The sequence below is a fragment of the Bifidobacterium aquikefiri genome (assembly GCF_002259795.1).
GTDB lineage: Bacteria > Actinomycetota > Actinomycetes > Actinomycetales > Bifidobacteriaceae > Bombiscardovia > Bombiscardovia aquikefiri.
This window is the reverse complement of sequence record NZ_MWXA01000008.1, coordinates 48,347-69,574: the sequence shown is the minus strand read 5'-3', so window position 1 is coordinate 69,574 and position 21,228 is coordinate 48,347. Positions and strand designations below refer to the sequence as shown.

Annotated in this window: 13 protein-coding genes; 6 read left to right on the top strand and 7 right to left on the bottom strand. The window is 53.1% G+C overall.

The features are described from left to right. The first annotated feature begins 48 nt into the window (after positions 1-48). From BAQU_RS08360 to BAQU_RS10690, 4 genes are all read left to right on the top strand, one after another. Positions 49-1,068, top strand: coding sequence for a glycosyltransferase (locus BAQU_RS08360; protein WP_094694641.1), 1,020 nt, complete (start codon positions 49-51; stop codon positions 1,066-1,068). Between the two features lie 238 nt (positions 1,069-1,306). Continuing rightward, a complete protein-coding gene (gene ppgK, locus BAQU_RS08355; protein ID WP_094694639.1) occupies positions 1,307-2,068 on the top strand; it encodes a polyphosphate--glucose phosphotransferase in 762 nt (253 codons plus the stop codon). A gap of 166 nt (positions 2,069-2,234) precedes the next feature. Next, positions 2,235-3,431 carry a pyridoxal phosphate-dependent aminotransferase gene (locus tag BAQU_RS08350; protein ID WP_094694637.1) on the top strand — a complete coding sequence of 399 codons (1,197 nt, stop codon included), beginning with the start codon at positions 2,235-2,237 and terminating at the stop codon, positions 3,429-3,431. Positions 3,432-3,509: 78 nt separating this feature from the next. Next, complete coding sequence (locus BAQU_RS10690; RefSeq protein WP_094694635.1) at positions 3,510-4,136, top strand: sugar O-acetyltransferase; 627 nt, start codon at positions 3,510-3,512, stop codon at positions 4,134-4,136. A gap of 149 nt (positions 4,137-4,285) precedes the next feature. Here BAQU_RS10690 and BAQU_RS08340 read toward each other — a convergent pair whose 3' ends face one another. Continuing rightward, entirely contained in the window at positions 4,286-6,565 is a 2,280-nt protein-coding gene (locus BAQU_RS08340) for a hypothetical protein (protein ID WP_143241985.1), read from the bottom strand. Between the two features lie 160 nt (positions 6,566-6,725). On the opposite strand from BAQU_RS08340, the gene BAQU_RS08335 reads away from it, so the two are divergent. After that, positions 6,726-10,247: a tetratricopeptide repeat protein gene (locus tag BAQU_RS08335; protein WP_094694631.1), complete on the top strand. Its 3,522-nt coding sequence runs from the start codon at positions 6,726-6,728 to the stop codon at positions 10,245-10,247. An 85-nt stretch (positions 10,248-10,332) separates the two neighbouring features. Continuing rightward, on the top strand, positions 10,333-12,942 hold the full coding sequence (gene ligA, locus BAQU_RS08330) for an NAD-dependent DNA ligase LigA (protein ID WP_094694629.1): 2,610 nt from the start codon (positions 10,333-10,335) through the stop codon (positions 12,940-12,942). 174 nt (positions 12,943-13,116) lie between these two features. Here the strand turns inward: ligA and BAQU_RS08325 are convergent, their stop codons facing one another. The 6 genes from BAQU_RS08325 to BAQU_RS08300 all read right to left on the bottom strand — a co-directional run bounded on the left by BAQU_RS08325 (position 13,117) and on the right by BAQU_RS08300 (position 21,203). Then, positions 13,117-14,790: an ATP-binding cassette domain-containing protein gene (locus BAQU_RS08325; RefSeq protein ID WP_094694627.1), complete on the bottom strand. Its 1,674-nt coding sequence runs from the start codon at positions 14,788-14,790 to the stop codon at positions 13,117-13,119. A gap of 171 nt (positions 14,791-14,961) precedes the next feature. Continuing rightward, the gene (locus tag BAQU_RS08320) at positions 14,962-15,684 is read right to left on the bottom strand and encodes a virulence RhuM family protein (RefSeq protein WP_094694890.1); all 723 of its coding nucleotides are present in this window, start codon (positions 15,682-15,684) and stop codon (positions 14,962-14,964) included. A 509-nt stretch (positions 15,685-16,193) separates the two neighbouring features. Beyond that, entirely contained in the window at positions 16,194-17,630 is a 1,437-nt protein-coding gene (gene glnA, locus BAQU_RS08315) for a type I glutamate--ammonia ligase (protein WP_094694625.1), read from the bottom strand. Positions 17,631-17,898: 268 nt separating this feature from the next. After that, positions 17,899-18,639 carry a DUF4191 domain-containing protein gene (locus tag BAQU_RS08310; protein ID WP_094694623.1) on the bottom strand — a complete coding sequence of 247 codons (741 nt, stop codon included), beginning with the start codon at positions 18,637-18,639 and terminating at the stop codon, positions 17,899-17,901. A 196-nt stretch (positions 18,640-18,835) separates the two neighbouring features. After that, positions 18,836-20,326 carry a dihydrolipoyl dehydrogenase gene (lpdA, locus tag BAQU_RS08305; protein WP_094694622.1) on the bottom strand — a complete coding sequence of 497 codons (1,491 nt, stop codon included), beginning with the start codon at positions 20,324-20,326 and terminating at the stop codon, positions 18,836-18,838. A gap of 265 nt (positions 20,327-20,591) precedes the next feature. Further along, a complete protein-coding gene (locus BAQU_RS08300; protein ID WP_094694621.1) occupies positions 20,592-21,203 on the bottom strand; it encodes a DUF3043 domain-containing protein in 612 nt (203 codons plus the stop codon). Positions 21,204-21,228: the final 25 nt, after the last annotated feature.

Below are 21,228 nucleotides of genomic sequence, written 5' to 3'. Positions count from 1 at the left end.
CTGAAGGCACGACCTGCACTCAGCAATCGTGGAAAAATATACACTCGTATGCATTGTCGTGTCGGTGGTGGGAGAATAGGACTTATGGAAAAAGTTGCAATGGTTGTAGTCACATTTAAGCGTCAACAACTTTTGGGAGTGCTATTCGAATCGATCACCAAGCTCACCCAGGCACCGTGGCGTATCGTGATCGTTGACAATGAAAGCTCATCCGAGACGGCCGGCATGGTTGAGCGGTTCGGCGCTGATATCACACGCCAATGGGGCAAGACGATTCCCGATGCCAGTGGGAATGATCAACGCGTGGTATATGTTCCAATGGATCACAATGCAGGTGGTTCCGGCGGCTTTTCTGTGGGCATTCGCAAGGCGTATGGCCTTGGCGCTCAGTGGTTCTGGGTCATGGATGATGACGTTGCCGTGCTGCCAGAAGGACTTGACCATCTGGAGAAGTGGTCCGGTTCTCACGAGGTTATACAGGGTTCCCGTCTCGATTATGATGGTGGCCCATTCTATTGGCAGTATCACTTCCTTGTATCGCTCGGCATCCCCGATCCGATTGCGCCTGCTGGATTTGGCTACGCCGGATACAAGGTCATGAACACGATGTGCTTTGAAGGCGGCATGATTTCTCGCAACGTCGTTGAGAAGATCGGTCTGCCCGATCCCCGATTCTTTATCTACTGGGATGACACTCTGTACGGCTACCTCGCGAGCAAGGTCACGAGTCCCATCATCATTCCCGATATGGTAATGAGACGGACTCGAGAAATTGCGAACTGGGACATCGCAGGAGTCCGTCAGCTCAATTCGACATCAGACATGAACCGGTATTACATCATGCGAAACCGTGGCTACATGGCCCGTTACTTCATGCTTCATGGCGACTATCGTCCACTGCTCTTCGCCATTGGCACACTTGCAACATGTGCCAAGGAAGTGATACGCCTTGTTGCGGTGGATCGAAGCCACTTCATGACCGGCCTTCGAGAGCTGATCCATGGATGGTGGGACTCTCGTGCATTGCTTCATGATCCATCATGGCAGCCCATGCCTGCCTTGAAATAGCGGCTCTTCTGGGCAACAATGAAAACGTTTGCTGTCCGCAGTGCAAGGGATTGGCGTGTCGTGCAATGCGGCACGCCGTATCTGTCTTTACGACTCGTTACAGTTATGGCCATCAGGTGATTGGAACACTGGCTAATGCCATCGTTTGCATAACTTGGTTGTTAATGGAACAGCAAACAGCGCGGATTGCGGTGAAAGCGGTTGCGCTGAGGGCACGTTTGATACAAGGAGATCGAAGATGATTGAGACGGCGCAGGCCTTTGGCATTGATATTGGTGGTTCCGGAATTAAGGGAGCTCCAGTCGATATGAATATCGGCGATATTGCCGAGCCACGTCAAAAGATCCTGACCCCTGAGGTTTCAACGCCAGATGCCGTGGGCAAGGTCGTCAAGGAAATGCTGGACCGCTTTGAAGTTCCTGATAGCATGCCCGTCGGCATTGCTTTCCCTGCTCCGATTCGACCTGGCAAGGCACTTAACTTCATGGCCAATCTTGACAAGTCGTGGCTTGGCGTCGATGTGCAGAAGGCTCTCAGCGAGTCAGTCGGCCGTCATGTCGATGTGGTCAATGATGCTGATGCAGCAGGTCTTGCCGAGGTTCAGTTTGGTGCTGCCAAGGGAGAGAATGGCTTCGTCATAGCCACCACGCTTGGCACAGGCATCGGTTCAGCAATGATCTATAACGGCGTGCTCATTCCCAACAGTGAACTTGGACATTTGACACTCAGGGGTGACGATGCTGAGCATTATGCCGCTGCTTCAGTTCGCGAAAACCAAAATCTCGGATATAAGAAGTGGGCAAAGCGCCTCACCAGGTACTACCACATGTTGGAAACCTATTTCAATCCAGATCTTTTCGTTGTTGGTGGTGGAGTCAGCCGCATGAGCGACAGATTCATCCCACAGATTGAAATCGAAACTCCTATAGTTCCTGCCAAATTACGCAATCAGGCCGGCATCGTTGGTGCAGCCTATCATGCGATGATTCACCAGGACTGAAGTCTTTCTTCACCAATATGCGGTGCTCAGGCTGTGCTTTGGGAGTCACTCTTTCTATACCTTGTGCTTTGTAAGTCGGTTTTCGCTCGGATTTACTCGAAAACCGACTTACAAAGCACAACGTATATTGGAGAGCGTGGCAAATGATAAGGGGATAGTCGGGCTTATGCATTTTTCGTCTCGTGTCGAATATGGTTCGCTCAACCCAATTGCCGATGAAGAGGCGAAGGATCGAAGCAGGGGAGTCACATTCTCCAAGCTCAATGATGCCAATCCCACGATTCATGGACTTGCCCCTGAGCCATTGCCCGGACCTTACAGGGCTGATCCACGTGGTCCGCGCGAATCACGCGAGGCAATCTGCTCGTTCATTGCCAAGCATGAAGGTGCGATCCAGCCTGATCCAGACGCACTCTTTGTACTGAGTTCCACCTCTCAGGCGTATTCGTGGCTCATGAAGCTGCTCTGTGACGCTGGGGATGCGGTGATGGTGCCAAAGCCAGGCTATCCTCTCGTGGATTCCATAGCACGGCTCGAATGCGTGCGTTCCATCAGTTATCCCTTGCATTTTGATGGGTCGTGGACGATTGACATCGCTGCGATAGAGGAGCAGCTGGCTCATGGCAATCCACAGCGTATACGGGCCATTGTGCTGATCAATCCCAATAACCCCACCGCTTCGTATGTGCAGAGCTGGGAACGTCAGCAGCTGATTCGGATATGTGCCAGTTATGGCCTTGCTATCATTGCCGACGAAGTGTTCTTTGAATACTCTCTTCAGACTGACGAGGAACAGCTTGAAAGAGCTCAAACCGTTGGACAGCGATTTGCAGGGGAATCGCAGGTTCTGACGTTCGCATTGGATGGTTTTTCAAAGCTGCTGGCTGCGCCGCATGCGAAGGTTGGTTGGATTCGTGTATCTGGACCGCAGCGCGAAAGGCAGGAGGCATTGACTCGGCTTGATACCATCGCCGATGACTATCTTCCCATGAGCAACATCATCGCTCAACGCATCCCAGAGTTACTGGCTCTCGCCGACACTCAGCTATGCAAGGTTCGTGCACGCGTGAGAGCCAACTATACGTGCCTTCTGAGCATGGTTGCACAACATCCAACAGGTGTTGCAGATGTGCTCCCTGCTCAGGCCGGATGGAATGTACTGCTACGATTCCCCTCAGTCATTGACGAGGATGCGTTGGTATTGGCATTGTTGCGAAAGCATCGCCTGAGTGCCCAACCTGGGTACTATTTTGACATGCCATCGAACGGCGTGCTGGCAGTATCACTCCTGCCTGAAATGCACGTGTTCGAACGGCAGATTCGGGCAGTTCTCTCACAGATTGACGAGCTGTTGCGGGCATAATGATGCGCCCGCATCCGTGAAACTCACTATCATTCAGATCTATATCTGATACGCAATGCATACATAAGGAGCAACGACATGACCACTGAACTCGAACACATGATTGCAGGGGAGCTTTATAACGCCGCTGATCCACAGCTTTCAGCCATGCGTGATCGCGCTCATGCGCTGTGCGAAGATTATAACCGCTCGGTTGAGGCAGATGTGCAGCTCCGATCGAGAATCCAGAGCGCACTGTTGCCGCACATGGGTGCAAACGGCTATATCGCTGGACCCGTGTATCTGGATTATGGCGATTTCGTCACCATTGGCGAAGATTTCTATGCCAATTTCGATCTCACCATTCTTGATGTATGCCCGGTCACCATTGGAGACAAGGTCATGTTTGGCCCGCACACCTCGATTGTTACCCCGATTCATCCAATGCGGTGGCAGGACCGTAACATTCGCAAAGCGGCGGATGGCAGCGATTTCGACTATGAATACGGTGCGCCCATCACCATTGGAGATAACTGCTGGCTGGCAACCAACGTCACCGTCACCGGTGGAGTGACCATCGGGGAGGGATGCGTCATTGGCGCGGGTTCGATGGTGACTCACAACATTCCGGCGAACAGCTTTGCAGCCGGAGTGCCGTGCAAGGTAATTCGTCCAATCACCGAAGACGATGCGATGTCTATGCCGCATCGAGTTCCTGAGCGCTGAGTGGGTATTAATGTCGAAATAATTCGACATTAATGACAACATTATGAAGGTACCTTCGAACGACTCCAATATACCGAGTATCTCAATCGTCTGCGCGGCAAGCACATCATCCGACTGGCTCATCGATGTGTGAACAGCAGGGCACATATCTAGGCGATAAACCACTGTGCCAACGCAAGTGATGTGGTGGGGTCGTTGCGTTCCCAGAGCAGGAGTGTGCCGAGAATGCCCATGATGGCGGTAATGAACAGCAGGGCAAGGATGATCCACTGTGCGATGGTTCCACGTGCAATGGTCCACCGTGCGGTGGCCTGCTGAGTGGTGACCTGTTGTGTGGTGGCTTGTTCGCTGCCTTGAGATTTGCCCATGTCACGCGTCATAATTGAGCTGAAATTCGATTGATGGTGAGGTGGGATGCGCGAGAGCAGTTCGGCGATGCAGAGCACGGACACCAATGAAAAAAGCCAAGAGAAGTCGAGCATGTATCGCCAGGAGAATCCGGCCTTGTAAGCATCGAAGAGCAGGAGCAGAATTCCCAATCCCAGCATGGAATATGCGGATGCAAGCATGTGGCGTGCGTGAAGCCTCGAAGTAAGCAGTGGCAGTGCAACCATCATCAGAAGAATGGGCGCGATGAAGAAGATGCCACCGAGCGCCGGCTCTGCATATTGCCAGGAGTTCAAGGGCACGGGAGCATAATCCACCCACGGGAATGCAGACGTGAAGTTCGATGGCAGTGCAAGGTAATATCCGATGACGGGTGCAATCGTTGAAAGTGGTGCCTTGTATTGCGTCATGTTGGTGACGGTGATCTGATAGTCATTGCCAAAGTTGGTGATGCTGCCGAATCGCCAGTAATTGTATGCAAGCAGGGGGATGAAAATTGCAATAGCTGGGATTATGCCACAGGCGAGCGTGGTGCAGAAGGTTCTGATGCGCCGTGTGCGTATGAGTCCCAGGGCATATGGGCCAAAAATCGGTATCGCAAGCAATGCGGTCAGAATGAATGTCGGACGGCAGCCCAGATTCATGGCGATGCATGCCGAACCTGCAACGACGTGCGTATACGAAAGTCTGGAGGATGATGTTCGGCTGCCCAGCCAAAACCATAGACCCATGAAGGTAAGCGCCAACGAAGCTGCAAAGGGAACCGTATAGAACATGCCTGAACTGGTGAGGTACGGGAAGTTGGTGGCAAGGAGCATTGCCATGACGCAGATGACCGTGGCTGCAAGCGAGCTGTGAGGAAAGTGGCGTTGCAATATTCGAATCACCAGGAGTACTGCAAAAATCATGCCAAGTGCAGTGAGCATACTCATGGCGGCAGGGGTGGGAAGCATAAGACCGTTACTGACCCACAGCGATGTGATGGCCTGATACGGCATATAGATCAGTACTGCTGGAATTACACCAAAATATGAATACCAGTGGCCGTCGAAAAAGGCATAGTCCCAATAGATAGGTGTGACACCGCGACTCAGTAATCGTTCGCGAACGGCTACATCGTAGGGGTCTGCAAGCTGCGCAAAGCTTTGGGGAACCTTCAGTTCAAGCCAGGGGCGGCCATGAAGCAAGGCATCGGCAAGGTAGGCATATTGGTTGTAATCGTAGGTATAGCCGCCAGGATTATGAAATTCCTGAGACTGATACGCTGCAATACTCGTGATTGCGCCAACCAGCCCAAAGGCCAGCATTGTCATGATGGTGATTCCTGTGGACCAGCGCAAGGCCGTCCGTGAAGTATCGAGCCGCATGCTCCATAGGCGAGACCATGGCATAAGCGCAAGGATCACCATCACAACCAGTGCCATCAATCCAATGCGCAGTGGACTGATGTTCAATGGGACCCGTGGATTGAGCGTTATGGAGCTGATGGTCAGCGTGGTCTTGGCCGGTTCCTGAATCCAGATGCGAGTTGTCGTGGATTGCGTTGATGCCGGTCGAAGCTGCATCGTGAGGCTGTCGCTGACCAAGGCATTGATTGTGTGAGTTCCAGAGACAGACCAGGATGCTGCAGCATCAGTGCCATTCGCGGTGGTGCGGCCTGACCCGTTGGTGAGTGTGTCGATTCTGACATTCACGTTCTGCGAATCGGACAAGGCTATATGCTGCCTACTCACATGCAAAGTGAGCGAGGATACACTGCTCGAATCCGTTGAAATATCAAGATAGGCTCTGGTTGCATCGGTGATCGTGAGCGTTCCAGAAGCTCTTGAATAGCGCAATCCTGAGCCAAGAATGAGATCCGTTCCGGTCCCGGACTGGGTTGCATCTGCCAGCTGCAGAGTCTGCGAATCGTTAGAGAGCGTCTGCCAATGGGCAAGATTGAATCCAAAGATTTCGACGCAAGAAATCAGCAGAAGCGCAGTCAACACGGCAACAGTGATTCCCAATCGACTTCGATTCGGACTGAACCGTGATAGTGACATATGCTTCATCCCCATAATCTTATATTTTGCCCTGCCAACTGATTGTTGCACGCCAGGTTGCGCAAAACCAGAATGGCCGCGGCATGTCGAAGCGGTGTTTGGGGCATATGTCCCTTTTTCTATGGGCTTCATGTCGTGTTGCATTGAAACAATGATGCTTATGCCTTTTACCATCAATCATTTCTTCGACTTTGCAGAGTACAGGCGCAGCATGCGATTGATGCAGCAGGAATTGCGCACATCGTTGCGTGAGCTGTCGCTTTCCGAGCGTTTTGCAAAATTGCAGACGCGAGTCGGTCATATCACCGAATTCATTGCTGGACATGGCAATGACCACGCATTCCACGCTCAGAACGATGACGAGCAGCACAATGACCCCGAACAGAGCCGGATGATGCGTGAGCTGCTGAAGTCTTCGAAAGCGTTGAGCCCGTGGATCAAACGACGTATCCTGCCTGCGATGGGAGGTATCCCCGGTGATTTGGCGATTGGATGGGTGCAATTCCCTTCAATGAAGGGAAAGGCGTTTTCGCTTGGCGTCTTTCCAGATGATACGCATTTTGCACAGGTAGCTCTTGCCGATGACAAAGGGAGAGTGTTTCTTGGATCCGATATTGACATGGACACGCACAGTCTTGATGCAAGCTTCATGTTCAGTAAGGAGGGGGATGTCAGTCTGCCCTCCGGACCACGTTTCGGGAGTGAAGACGAGACCGAACCACACGCCATCAAGGCGGTGCAGGGAGGTATGGTCGGCCGCGATCAGACTGGTCGAATGACATGGCTCGCTTCTTGGCTCAAGAGTGGGAATCGATATACGCTCGAGCAACTGCGGCCGCAACTGCCACATGACATGCGTTTCAATCTCGAATATCGAGATGCGCTCGCCATCGGATTCTTCACCACGTACATGTTGCCGCAGCTTGACGGATTCCTGATTGGTTTCGGATCTGGAAATATCTTCAGGCGACTCAATCGTGAGGCTCCCATTGGTGCAATCCGGCGTGCTGTCAGAGACACGATCGAGGCGCGTGCGAAGGGTCTGCGTGCATCTGGCCTTGAAGACCACTTTGCAGACATCATGCGCGAGGCGGGTGCACTCGATCCCGTAGGCGGATTGGAGGCCGTGCATGGTGCTGAACCGCTGCATCTGTTCACGTCCTCGTACTCCGGCTGCTACTTCTTCTCATGGGACTCAGGACTGGCATTCGGACCTGCCTTGCGGTCGTTGAAGATCGAAGGCAATCTCAATAGATTCTCCTCAGTCAGTACTTGGCTTGAGCGCAATGCGCGTATGGGGGTGTTCCCCACGGAAGACACGGTCACCAGAGCCGAGGCAGCACAGATTGACTTTGCCCTGCTGCTCAACCCAGCGCTGTCCGCCCTGCAGGTTGATGACTATCCGCCTGCAGGCTTCGATCCGGTGCATGATGATGCCAAGGGGGCTGCCTCGCATATCGAGGGTGTCTCGCGTGGTGTGGCTTCTCGTATCTGGAATGTCTACCCTGATCCTGCAGCACGAGCACACCATATGCACGAGTCCCTTGCTTTCGAAGACGCTCATGGCTCCGAATGGGTCTATCGCCAAGCGGTATCGACCATGCTGAGAGAGCTTCATCTGCCATATCGATTCGATGTCGAGCTGCGTTCGAATCTATTGGGCGGTGACGTTGCCCTGGGCTTCACCACGGCGGGCCAAGCCATGATGCCTTCGAGTCGTTTCGATGAAGATCAGCAGGGTTGGGTTGACATCAGCGAAGCGGAACGAGCTTCCATGAGTGCAGACTACAATATGCGCGTTGGAATCATCATGGCCGCAATCGCGTTCGGTGCTGATAGCCATGTTCGCCGTGTGTCATTGCACATCGACTCGATTGGACTCGAAGAGGCCGTTGCCGAGCAGGATTCGGCTATCGCAGAGCTCATGAATCAGGCATTGACCGCATTTGAAAGCATCAGGAATGGCTCCGTACAGGCTTCCGGCTCGAAGGCCGATCCCAAGGACGGCGATGTTCACGGCGATCCGACGCATGGCAATACACATAACGGCATCAAGCACCACGATGAATCGGATGAATCGATTAATCAGACATTCCAAAGCATGATGCAGGATGTCGATTTCGATGAAATCAGCTTCTCCAATCCACATGATGGGCAGAATGATGGCGTTCCGGAATCATCCGATGTCACACCGGACGGCGAGCAATCTTCCGCTTCAGATGCTGCTGATCTCGCGAATGATGGTGGCGAAGCCATTGATGATGGCAGCATGCAGGATGACGCGTTTTCCAATACCGACATGCACGAGGATTCAGTCAATGAAGAAAATCCTTCTGATCCGTTGAATGTGTTGCGCAAGAACCCGACTGTCCGCAATATGGTGACGGTCACCTTCAAACGAGAGGCATTCCTTACCCGTCTACGTCGTGATGGATTGGCTAGGCCAAAGGATTTCTATAAGGAATTTGGCGCAGTCATGAATGTGGACGGCGCTGGTGGTCTCACCCCCGTCAATGCTGATTTCGATCTGCGTGATACTCGTTTCTCGCCGAGAGGAGCACAGGAGGAACCTGAATTTGCTGATGTCAAGCTCTCACCATCGGTGGCAAGGATTCTTGGATCTCGTTTTGCGTCCGATCTCTCGATTCAACGCGAGGATCTCTTGCAGAATGCAGTGAATGAATTCCACCGCATGGCAGGAGACACCACGATTCCGACCGTTGACAAGGCACGCCAGGCAATGAAACTGGTCAATCAGATCAATGATCCTGAGCTGACGCAGCTTGCCCCTCAGGCAACCAAGGCTTTGATCGATTCTGAAGACACCCCTGACTTCGCCTTTGCAATCGCCCATGATCTCGATACACAGCGTTTGAAGGGACGCGATCTGCTGTTCTCGGGTCAGGTTGAGAAAGCGATAGAACTTGTCGAGGCATCGGTGGCAAAACTTGATGCGCAGTTCGCTGCCAACGATGGAGTGCCTCGTTATTTCAACTCGTATGCGGAGCGTGTCGTCTATAACAGGCTCTTTGCATTACCACGCGAATCCACGGTGCTGATTCCTGACAATCTCTTCTATGCGCATATGGAATTGGCTGATATTCTGGCTCAGATCAAGGGTGCAACTGCCGCTTTGCCGCATTTGAATGCGATGGTCGCCTATGCTCCTGCATATCCGCTCTCTCATTTGAAACTCGCCGTTCAGTTGGCAAGAAATGAGGACTGGGATTCCGCTCGTGCGGCCACCTTGAATGCCTTGCGCGTTGCGCTCGACAGAGATGATGCAGCCTTTGCCTATTATCGCTTTGCCTATGCGGAATGGATGCGCGACGAATTCGATGTTGCCGTGGCCGCATACATGATGAGTGACCATATCAGTTCTGGCAAGATTCCAACGTTGCAGGGCGAGCTCGAAGAACTGCTTGCCCGTGCTCAGTCACAGTGCATTCCGGTGCCGCAGACCATCGAAGGTGCTCAGCAATTGCTGATCTCTCATGATTTGCCCATCTGGCCACACACGCAAGTATCGTCGATTGTTCGAAAGGCAGCACGTGTGTGCGTTGATGAAGGTATGTTTGTTCCAGCGCGCACGCTTTCCGTTGCGGCTGCACGAATGAACGATGATGATAACGACGGTGTCGATGTGGTTCAGGTGCAATTCCTGCGCTCGCTCAATGCCTGATGCTGGCAGAAGGAATGGGCGAATCGAATCATGATGTCAGTCGTGAACTGCGGGAGTAACTGCGAAAGCCTAGGGAGGGGTTGCCATGAGCGGTACTGATGCAAGGCAAGTTGGCGTGGCAGATGCGGGCGAGAAGTCGACGCAGCATGCGTTCAATCTGGATGACATTGCAGATTCTGCAGCGGGCATGACACCGGGCAGTGATGCATGGATTGCCGCCTTGCGCAATGCTGATGCGGACGCGATGAGACTCAAGGACCTCAGCGTCGTGAAGCTGACCACCGAGCAGGCTACCAAGCTCTGGACGAAGCTGTCATCATGGGTTGAATCGGATCAGATTGCCTATTACATCAAGGATGCGCCGGTATCTTCCGATGCTGCCTATGACGAGCGGATGCGATGTCTGCAGGAGCTTGAGAAGGAGTTCCCGACTCTTGACACGCCTGAATCTCCGACACATCGAGTCGGCGGCACCTTTTCGAATGATTTTGCGTCGGTTCGTCACCCGTCCAGGATGTTGAGTCTCGATGATGTCTTCAGCATCGAGGAGCTTCATCAATGGTTTGACGGCATTCATAAGGATTTGGATTGGCCCGAGTCAAAGAAATTGCCGATGACCTGCGAGGTCAAGATTGACGGACTTGCGCTCAACCTGATATATGAGCGCGGCACGCTCAAGCAGGGGTTGACGCGTGGCGATGGCGTGACGGGCGAAGACATTACCCTCAACGTTCACACCATTTCAACCATACCGAACACACTGTCTGGACCTCAGAAAGACATACCCGAGATGGTTGAGATTCGAGGTGAGGTGTTCATGCGCTTCGATGATTTCAAGGCACTCAACGACGACAATGCTCGCAATGGTAGAGCGCCATTTGCCAATCCTCGTAATGCTGCCGCCGGATCTCTGCGTCAAAAGGATCCGAGGATCACGGCTTCAAGAAAACTCAGCTTCTATGCGCATGGCATCGGCACACTCCGATGGGGTGCCAAGGCATCCCGCGCAGGGCATGACCAGATCGATGATCAGTCTCAGGCCTACGAGCTTTACAGGACCTGGGGCATTCCAGTATCGCCGCACAACCGTGAAATAGCGTCATTCAGTCAGATAACCGATATGATCAGCTATTACGGCGAACATCGAAACGATATCGAACACGCGTTGGACGGCATTGTCGTCAAGGTCGACGACCTTGGACTGCAACGCCGGCTGGGGGCTACCTCACGTGCGCCGAGATGGGCAATCGCCTATAAATATCCTCCTGAGGAGGTCAATACCGAACTGTTGAACATTACTGTGCAGGTTGGTAGAACAGGACGTGTAACCCCCGTGGCGATCCTTAAACCGGTATATGTGGCTGGATCCACGGTTTCAAGAACGACATTGCACAATGCTTCAGAAGTTGAGCGCAAGGGCGTAGAAATCGGCGATACGGTCATAGTGCGCAAGGCTGGCGATGTAATTCCGGAATTGGTTGGACCAGTGATTGAGCGGCGCAAGGGCAGAGAGTCGAAGCTTCATAGATTCGTGATGCCTCAATACTGCCCAAGTTGCGGCGCGAAACTTGCTCCGGCGAAAGAGGGAGACGTTGATATACGTTGTCCCAATGTTGAATCCTGTCCTGCTCAGCTGACCGAACGGGTAATTCATATGGCCTCTCGGAAGGCGTTCGACATTGAGCATCTGGGGGAGCAGAGTGCCATTGCATTGACCAATCCAGAAGACAACAGACCAGAGTCCGTGGAGGTTTTTGCGCCGAATATCACCGAGGTCGTTGTCAAGGCAGGCGATGAACCTGAACCTTATGAACCCATGGAGGGGCTCAGGCTTCCGCCCGTTCAGCATCCGGTGCTGTCCAGCGAGGCGGGTCTCTTTGATATTGAGACTAAGGATCTGAGAGATGTTCGAGTGTGGCGAGAAGCACCGATCATAGAGATTCGTGAGACTGAATCGAATGGCAAACGCCGTCGGCAGCGGCATAGGATTGGCGGAAGTGGCCTGTGGCATCAGATCTATGCCTTCTACAATCAGCCGAAGAATACAAGAGCAACCAAGGAATCTGCTGCTCAGCCGCAGGCGTTGAATGCGTCCGAGGAAGAGGGAACGTCGATTCGCAAGGCGGCTCCTTCTCGAACGACGCAAGACATGATCACAGAGATCGATCAGGCGCGAAAGGCTGATCTGTGGAGAGTGCTGGTAGCGCTTTCGATTCGTCATCTGGGGCCGACATCGGCTCGTGGTATTGCCTCTCGTTTTGGTTCACTTACCAAGGTTGAAGAGGCTGGCATAGACGAGCTGGCCGAACTTGATGGAGTTGGCGAGGAGATAGCCCAATCCATTGTCGAATGGTTCACCGAGGCACATAGGCCAGGCGATTGGCGCGGTCAGATTCTTGAAAGCTGGAAGCGCAATGGTGTGGGTGAAGGAGTTGCCGAAGTTCATCGTCCACAGACATTGGATGGCATGACGGTTGTGGTGACCGGTGGGCTTGAGGACTTTTCACGTGATTCCGCGAAGGAGGCGATCATTGAGCATGGTGGCAAGGCATCGGGTTCTGTGAGCAAGAAGACCACCTATGTGGTTGTTGGTGAAAATCCTGGTTCCAAGGCTGATAAGGCTGAGCAACTCGGCGTTCCGACCCTCGACGAAGCCGCATTCCACCGCCTTCTCGACACCGGCAAACCCGAATAGTCCTTCCTTCCGTCATCTCGACTGTTTTTCTGTTGTCATCTCGAGCGAAGGCGTAGCCGTAGTCGAGAGATCTCCTCTCATTGGATACCAACTGTGGAGATCTCTCGACTACGCTCGAGATGACGAAGCCACAGAGTCATTGCACGCTAAAACCGGAAGTGCCATAATACTTCGCTATTCGATCCTGAGACGCGTGTGAGCTCTGGAATCGCGCTCGGTTTGCCAGCGAATATTGGTAATTTGGCTCAGAAAATGCTCATTATGAGAAATGACTGCCAGCGATCCCGTGAACGCTTTGAGCACGCGAGCGAGCGATTCCATTGAGTGCAAGTCAAGATGGTTGGTCGGCTCGTCCATCATGATCACGTGAGGGTGGCGCAGGGCTCCGAGGCAGAGTTGCAATTTGCGCACCTCGCCCGCGGAAGGTGAGCGTTCGGCGAGAATGTGCTCGGGATCGGCGTTAAGCTGCGCCAGAGAGCTGCATAGCTGCGAATATTCTTCCTTTCCCAGTTCATCGACTGTGTCAAAGGTTGCGGCGATCTGGGCCTCATTCATCTCCTGCTCGATGATCAGCACCCGCAGTTTCCGCTCCTGAGACTGCTCCTGCTCCTGAACTCCCAGCTGGGGAGCGAGCAGCCTGGTGTCAACATCGTGGGAAGAATCGAGCAACGATTCGATATGTCGGAACAAGGTCGTCTTGCCGGTTCCATTGTCGCCGCTGATCCCGATATGATCCTGTGGCCCGATGCTCAAGGTCGGAACGATCACGCCAGCAACGCTCGCTTCTGGAACCTTCGTTTCTGGAACAGAGTCGCCGACAGCCGCTCTGCCGGCACTTGGAACGAAGGGAATCAACTCTGCCTCGACGCGCACGAGCTCTCGGCGGTGGCTTGGCTCGCAGTCGAACCAGATGTCGCCGTCATAGCGCTTGCTTGCGGTAATGATGTTCGAGGCCGCGAGTTCGGCCTGCCTGACCCTGCTGGCCATATTCGCTGTCAGTCGAGAGGCCTTGAGATCCATACCAGTGCTTTTTGCCAGCTTATGGGTATTGCGGGCGTCATGATCCTTTCGATCGATATGACAGCCATCTTTCATCTTCTCGATGTGTTGAAGATGCTGGTTCCTTTGGGTCTGCTCGCGCGTGAGACGCTGGAATTCACCGCGCGCCTGCATGAGATCCCGCTGCGATCGTGCCGTTTCGTTTTTGAGCTGGCTCTCGGCCTGGGTGTAATTGCCGTTGCGCGTGACGGCAATCGTGCGATTAAGACCCCCAACATGCTGCCGTTGCAGGAACACGCATTGCGAGACCGTCGCATCAATCAGATCGACGTCATGCGAGACAAGGATGCCGATGCCATCGAAGCCCTGCATGGCCGTGGCGATGGCGCTACGAGTCCGTGAATCCACATGATTGCTGGGTTCGTCGAACACCAGTATGTCGGGGCGAACGGCGAGTGCGCACGCAAGTTGCAGTCTTTTCCGTTCGCCACCAGAAAGCGTGTCGAAACGCCAGGGCCAGTCGTCTTCAATGTCGAGTATGCGCCGAATTCCCATCGTCTCGGTCGACCAGTCGTTGGCGAAGTCATCAAGGTTCTCTGGTGCGCTATCGCTTCTCTGCGGGCAATAGCCGTATATCGCCCGCTTCGGGTCTGGCACCACCGTGCCCTCGCTTGCTGTCGTCTGACCGATCGCGATGCGCATGAGCGTCGTTTTCCCGATGCCGTTGTCGCCGACGACCGCTGTCCAGCCGAGGGGAAAGGTCACGGAAATATCCGAAAACACGGCTTCGGGGGAGTTGGGATAGGCAAAGGAAATATGATTCAAAGAAAGTACGGATAATTGTTTCAAAGTTGCTCCAAAATTGCATAGAAGAATAATGCTGTGTGTTTGAAGTCAACGAGAAAGCAACGGATTATCCCTTTCGATATGGATTCCTTGGCATGTGGGGAGTCCAGAAACAACGGCTCTTCGAGTGTATCATCATTGATTACGCTGCACCATATGACAATGCCCAACCGCTCATTCCGAGGTTTTTCCTGTTCTTCGCCGTGTTTTTCTCCTGTCCTTCCGAGCAACCCTTTCTCCGTCATCTCGAGCGAAGGCGTAGCTGTAGTCGAGAGATCTCCTTTCATTGGATACCAACTGTGGAGATCTCTCGACTACGCTCGAGATAACGGAGAAAGGGTTGCTCCGAGATGACGGAGAAGCGCTGATTGCTCCGGTATCGCAATCCCGAAGGAGCTCCAGGCTTGGCAGGTATGTTGAGAGCACATCCGCAGTGCCTGCGACTAATTCATCTGATGAACGCGAAAGAATCGTAACGACCTGACTAAGTTGCTGGAGTCGTTGCTCGTTAAGAGCCGCTCCTTGAATAAGATAACGATGGAGTATATGATTCGCCCATTGTCGAAAACGAATACCTTCCGTAGATTTTATGCGATAGCCGACGGACAATACCATATCGAGTGAGTAATGCTTCACTTGGTATGTTTTGCCATCAGAGGCAGTTGTCGCAAAATTTGCGACAACTGGCATCCCCGATAATTCTTCTCGTAGGGCATTGGTGACATGCTTGCCGATCGTCTTGACATCGCGACCGAACAAGGTAGCCATTTGTTGGCGAGTGAGCCAGACAGTGTCTCCATCTGCGTGGACTTTTAACTGTATGAGTCCATCCGAGGATTGATAGAGTTCAAGATCTCCAGTGCCAGTGCCACCAGATGAAGAATGCTTATCATCCATGAAAGTCTCCATTCTGTGTAATAGGTCCAGTATGTATCTATTTTCTATCCGTGTTTCTTATCATCCATGATGATATATAGGGTGGCGCTTGGTGTCGTAAAGATTATGCACTTTAGCATGATTGGACGGTGTAGTGAGAATAAGACATACTGACTAATTCGATGTATGGCACATCTTCATGCCAACAAATGGCACTGGCTCAAAGTGGAGATCAAAATGGGGTTATAGGCAAAAGGGTGGGCAATTAGTCTTTTCTGACGTTGAGATGGAATACGTTCCATATGACGCCAAGGGTCTCCTTCGTCATTCCGAATGCCTCTCTTCTTGTTATTTCGAGTGCTGTTGGCATCCTGTGGGTTCTCCTTCCATCATCCTGTGCGTCGCTTTTTTGTCATCCCTCGACTCGCTTCGCTCGCTCGGGATGACAGAAAGAAAACGAAGAAGCCGCTCAACCACGGTTGTGGTCGGGCGGCTTCTTCTGCAACAGAAACATTCAGTTACAGACAAGCTCAGATCTGGAAGTAGAGCTCGTACTCGAGTGGAGTTGGAGCGAGGCGAGCCAAATCAAGTTCGCCCCTCTTCATATCGAGCCATGTCTGGATGAGATCGTCGGTGAAGACATCGCCGGCCTGCAGGAAGTCATGATCCTCTTCCAAGGCGTGGAGTGCCTCTTCAAGTGATCCTGGAACCTGAGCGATCTTTGCGTGCTCTTCCGGTGGAAGCTCATAGAGATCCTTGTCAACAGGATCCGGTGGCTCGATGTGGTTGAGAATGCCATCAAGACCGGCCATCATCTGGGCGGAGAAAGCGAGGAACGGGTTCGAGCTTGGATCTGGTGCGCGGAACTCGATGCGCTTTGCCGCTGGCGAAGTACCTGCAAGAGGAATACGGATCGCAGCGGAGCGGTTGCGTGCCGAATACACCAAGTTGACAGGAGCTTCATAGCCTGGAACCAAGCGGTGATAGGAGTTCATCGAAGGATTGGTGAAGGCGAGCACGGTTGGAGCGTGCTTGATCAGACCGCCGACATACCAGCGAGCGATGTCAGAAAGACCACCGTAGCCGAGCTCATCGTAGAAGAGTGGCTTGCCATCTTTCCACAGGGACTGATGGCAGTGCATGCCGGTTCCGTTGTCTCCTGCCATGGGCTTGGGCATGAAGGTTGCTGCCTTGCCTGCCTGAGCTGCGGTCTCGTGGACAACATACTTGTACTTCATCAAGTCGTCGCCTGCATGCTGCAGGGTATTGAAACGATAGTTGATCTCCTGCTGGCCAGCACCGGCGACTTCATGGTGTGAACGCTCGAGAATCAAACCGACCTTCTGCAGGTTGGCAACCATGTCGTCGCGAAGATCCTGGTTGTGATCCGTTGGGGGTACGGGGAAGTATCCGCGCTTGACACGGTTCTTGAAACCGATGTTGGGAGTGCCGTCATCTTCGATGTCTGTGCCGGAATTCCAAGGAGCCTCGATGGAGTCGACTTCATAGAAGGAGCGATTCATGCTGTTCTCGAAGCGAACCTTGTCAAAGATAAAGAATTCTGCTTCAGGAGCGAATGATGCAGTGTCTGCAATGCCGGTGGACTTGAGGTAGGCCTCAGCCTTGGCAGCTATCTGACGTGGATCTCGCGAATATGGTTCATCGGTGACTGGGTCAACGATGGAGAAGGCCACATCGAGGGTCTTGTGCTTGCGGAATGGATCAATGAAAGCCGTCGTTGGATCTGGGACGAGCTTCATGTCCGATTCATTGATGGCCTGGAAGCCTTGCACTGAGGAACCATCGAATGGCATTCCATCAGTGAACGCATCGTTCAGGAAGTCCTGTGCCGGCACCGTGAAATGCTGCTGGATGCCGATCAAATCGGTGAAGCGTACGGAAACGTACTCAACACCCTCTTTGTTAATCAGAGCCTCGCAATCGGCCTTTGTCTTCAGTTCACTCAATGAACTGCTCCTTTCATGAGAACGTACAATAACAAGTCTAGAAGCAAGGGTTTCACAAACGAGACTCTTAGGTTACGAGGATGTTTCGTATGAGTGTTGAATGGCCCAAAAGCTTATAAAAATGCGGTTTCGATGAGCAATCACTCATCGAAACCGCCTACGAGTGGAAACATTGCTGCGTTTCTCATTCATCAACCGTGTATCCCCCTTGCAAGACCCCTACCCAGGGACATACCCACAGACCGCAATCCTAACGGCAGGACGAGGATCAGCGACCTCGCATTGCCCTGCGATTGATGCGCACCTTGCTTGGATCGATGCCCTTGGGAACGCCCAATGAGGATTTCTGCTGCAACGTGGTCAGGCGTTCGTTCAACACACCGAGTTCGAGTTTGGTGAGCTTGATCTTCTTTCGCATGACTGTGCGTTGAAGCTGGTTCAGAGGAATCTGCCTCTCGCCATGACCTACGCTGATCTTATAGATGGGAATGTCGGATCCACGGGTGATGCGCTTGATCTTGGATTCCTCTCGGTCCAGAGCTTTCATGACACGGCCATAATCGCCTTCGCCAACCAGATATACGCCAGTTCTGCCTGACCCGCGCCACACGGCATCCTTAGTCTTCATATCGATCCAAACCGGATCCTGTGGGAAGTTGAATCCTCCACGGGTGATGCGATTCAGCACCGCGCCAGTTGCACCTGTACGAGACTCCATGCGTTTGTATCCGACTCTGTCGGAGCGGCGGGTCAATGTGACCGTCGCGAGAAGGACGCCGAGCATGATACCGGTGATGACGGTCATAATCGCTGAAATGATGCCCATATGGAACACGAACAGAAGGATTGCTGCCAACAGGATTGGCGCTATCAGAGCGCCTGCAAGGAACCAGGGAAGCGCCGGATCGTCCTTAACCGTGAACTTATAGATCTGTATGATCTGGGAGAGTGTGCTGTCCTTTTTCTTTCCGGACTTCTTTGCGCTCGTCTTCTCAGTCTTGTCTGCCATTACCATCCCTCATTCGATTTGGCCACGCATATAAGGTCAACATGCGATGTTGCTTCGGGAACATCTGCATGTGAATCTCTGCCAAGATAGTCTATCAAGAAACCGGACGAGCGAGTCCTTCAGCGGCAGATATCCGCCGATACATTCACCTTACGCATGCTTCAATGATGGTTTGGGGGAGCGCATCGCCTCGGTCTCAACGCGTGTTCAACGGCCTTCCATCTGCCTTGAGCAATGCCTCACCAATGGTTTCGCTTATGGTTGGATGTGGATGGATCAGGCGTGCCGCTCTGCTCAGCGGCATCCTGCTGCCTACCATCTCCTCTGCCTCGGCTATCAGCTCTGTGGCACATGGCCCAACCATGTGCACTCCAAGAACGATCGGGGTGTCGGGATGCGATTTTTCGCATCCGGTTACCACCGAAAGAGAGCCATTCTGCCCCGTCATCTGCACGCGTGCATTTGAAAGCATGGGGAAGGCGGTCTCGTTGACGTCGTCCAGGTCTTCGCGTGCATCGGCGTTTTCGAGTGTAAGACCAACGCACGCAGCCTCTGGAGAGCTGAAGACGACTGAAGGAATCGTGTCATTGTCAACAGGCTCAGGCTTGAGTCCAGCGATTGCCTCAGCTGTCGTCATGCCCTGTTCGAATGCTCGATGCGCCATCTGGTGGCCTGCGGTAATATCGCCGACTGCCCAGATATGTTCGGCGCTGGTCTGACCCAGCTCATCGGTTTTCACCAAGCCATGGCTGTCAAGGTCGATGCCTGCATCCTTGAACCATGCAGCGCCTGTTGATGGAGTGCGTCCTATGGCCACAAGCACCACATCGGCAGATACCTGATGCTCAGAGGTGGATTCTCTCTTGCCATCGGTGTCGGATTCCTGAGCTTGCTGTTCTACCAAATCGTAATGAACGGTCACACCGAGGTTCTCACCGCTATCGATGCTCGTGGTATCGGCATGGGTAATGACCTTGATTCCATTGCGCTTCAACTCTCTGGTAAGCGTCATGCCCGCTCTGCGACTCCAGTGCGAGAGGACGCGGTCGCGTCGCGCCAGGAGCGTGACCTTGGCTCCGGCGGTGTTCCATAGGCTGGCGAATTCCAGAGCAACGGCACCGGAACCGATGATCACTGCACTGGTAGGGAAGGTATCGAGTGCAAGAGCTCGATCGGAATCGATGACGGAGTGCGAGAATGGTAGGTCGTTGAATGTTCGGGCCACCGAACCAGTCGCCACGATGATGTCCCTGGCCTTGAGTGTGCGCCTCGAATCGCCTTCGTCCACTAAGACATCGTGATTCTCATCAATGCTTGCCTCACCGTGAATAACCGTCACCTTGCGGTGTGATAACAGCGCCGAAAGACCTTCGGTCATCGTGTGCATCATATGATGCTTATGCTTCATCAATGCACCGTAATCGATGCCGTGAAATTCCAGATTGACGCCAACGGACTGCGCGTGCTTCGCGGTCTCAATGTCGTGTACGGCGGTGATCAGAGCCTTCGTGGGAATGCATCCTCGGTTCAGACACACTCCACCGACGACGTCATCCTTTTCGACGACCGCCACGCTTCTGTCAAGTTCAGCAGCTCGGAGGGCAGCCGTATACCCACCCGGACCAGAGCCTATGACTACCAGATCAAAGCTGTCGTTTGAGTCTTGTGCTTGCGGTGAATCAGTCATCTGTGAGACCTCCAAGGTGTATCGATTCAGTTACCACGTGTGTGCAAGTCGAAAGTTTGACTTTCCAACGTGTCTAACTTCAAGAATAAGGACATAGTCACGTTCTTACAGGGATTGGAAATAATACGCCCACCGTGAATAGGAATCGGCATTGATGATTCGCTGATTCCTATTCACGGTGGACGAATGCGAATTGGTACGGTATGGGAGCCGAACGGCATGCCTTATGACTGTGCCTTTGCCTGTGCCCTATGACTGTGACGAATTACTTTGGCCAGTTTCCGCGCTTTTTGTTACGAGGGCGAGGCATGCGCCAGCGGCGCATCTGCAGTGAGCGTAACCATGCGTAGGTTGCGATACGGGAACCTCTGGCAACTGACTGTTCGCCGAACTTGGCGATAAGCTTGCGTTTCAGACCGCGCCACATGATGGCAATATCGATGATCGAGGCGAAAAGATATACGTACATCAGGATCAGCAGCGGCACCGAAAGCACGGGATAGAACGAGGAGACGATAAACGAAACCACCAGAATCACGAATGCGATAGGAACGAAGAACTCGGCAATGTTCCACCGAGCGTCGATGTAATCCCTTACATACACACGAGAGGTGAGCCGCTCGGCCTTCGGCATATGATTGACGTCACCGTTGCGCATGGCTTCATATTCGCTGTCTTGACGGACGCGAATCTTTTCGCGCTCGACCTTTCGACTGGCTTTTCGATCTTTGGGAACGATGGGGTGAAGATTCTCAGCCTCGGCCTGCTTTCGCCTTGGTGTCGGGCGTCCTTTGCCCGCGCCTTCCGGCTCTGAATCGAAGGTTACTTGTGCCGCATTATCCGCGTCATTCTTACGTTTGAATGGGTTCCATGTCATGCGAACAGGTTACGGTGACGTGTAG

Bases quoted from the DNA above. Each gene is read 5' to 3' on its own strand.
- BAQU_RS08360 (WP_094694641.1), top strand. From the start codon at position 49: ATGCATTGTCGTGTCGGTGGTGGGAGAATAGGACTTATGGAAAAAGTT.
- ppgK (WP_094694639.1), top strand. From the start codon at position 1,307: ATGATTGAGACGGCGCAGGCCTTTGGCATTGATATTGGTGGTTCCGGA.
- BAQU_RS08350 (WP_094694637.1), top strand. From the start codon at position 2,235: ATGCATTTTTCGTCTCGTGTCGAATATGGTTCGCTCAACCCAATTGCC.
- BAQU_RS10690 (WP_094694635.1), top strand. From the start codon at position 3,510: ATGACCACTGAACTCGAACACATGATTGCAGGGGAGCTTTATAACGCC.
- BAQU_RS08340 (WP_143241985.1), bottom strand. From the start codon at position 6,565: ATGTCACTATCACGGTTCAGTCCGAATCGAAGTCGATTGGGAATCACT.
- BAQU_RS08335 (WP_094694631.1), top strand. From the start codon at position 6,726: ATGCCTTTTACCATCAATCATTTCTTCGACTTTGCAGAGTACAGGCGC.
- ligA (WP_094694629.1), top strand. From the start codon at position 10,333: ATGAGCGGTACTGATGCAAGGCAAGTTGGCGTGGCAGATGCGGGCGAG.
- BAQU_RS08320 (WP_094694890.1), bottom strand. From the start codon at position 15,684: ATGGATGATAAGCATTCTTCATCTGGTGGCACTGGCACTGGAGATCTT.
- BAQU_RS08310 (WP_094694623.1), bottom strand. From the start codon at position 18,639: ATGGCAGACAAGACTGAGAAGACGAGCGCAAAGAAGTCCGGAAAGAAA.
- lpdA (WP_094694622.1), bottom strand. From the start codon at position 20,326: ATGACTGATTCACCGCAAGCACAAGACTCAAACGACAGCTTTGATCTG.
- BAQU_RS08300 (WP_094694621.1), bottom strand. From the start codon at position 21,203: ATGACATGGAACCCATTCAAACGTAAGAATGACGCGGATAATGCGGCA.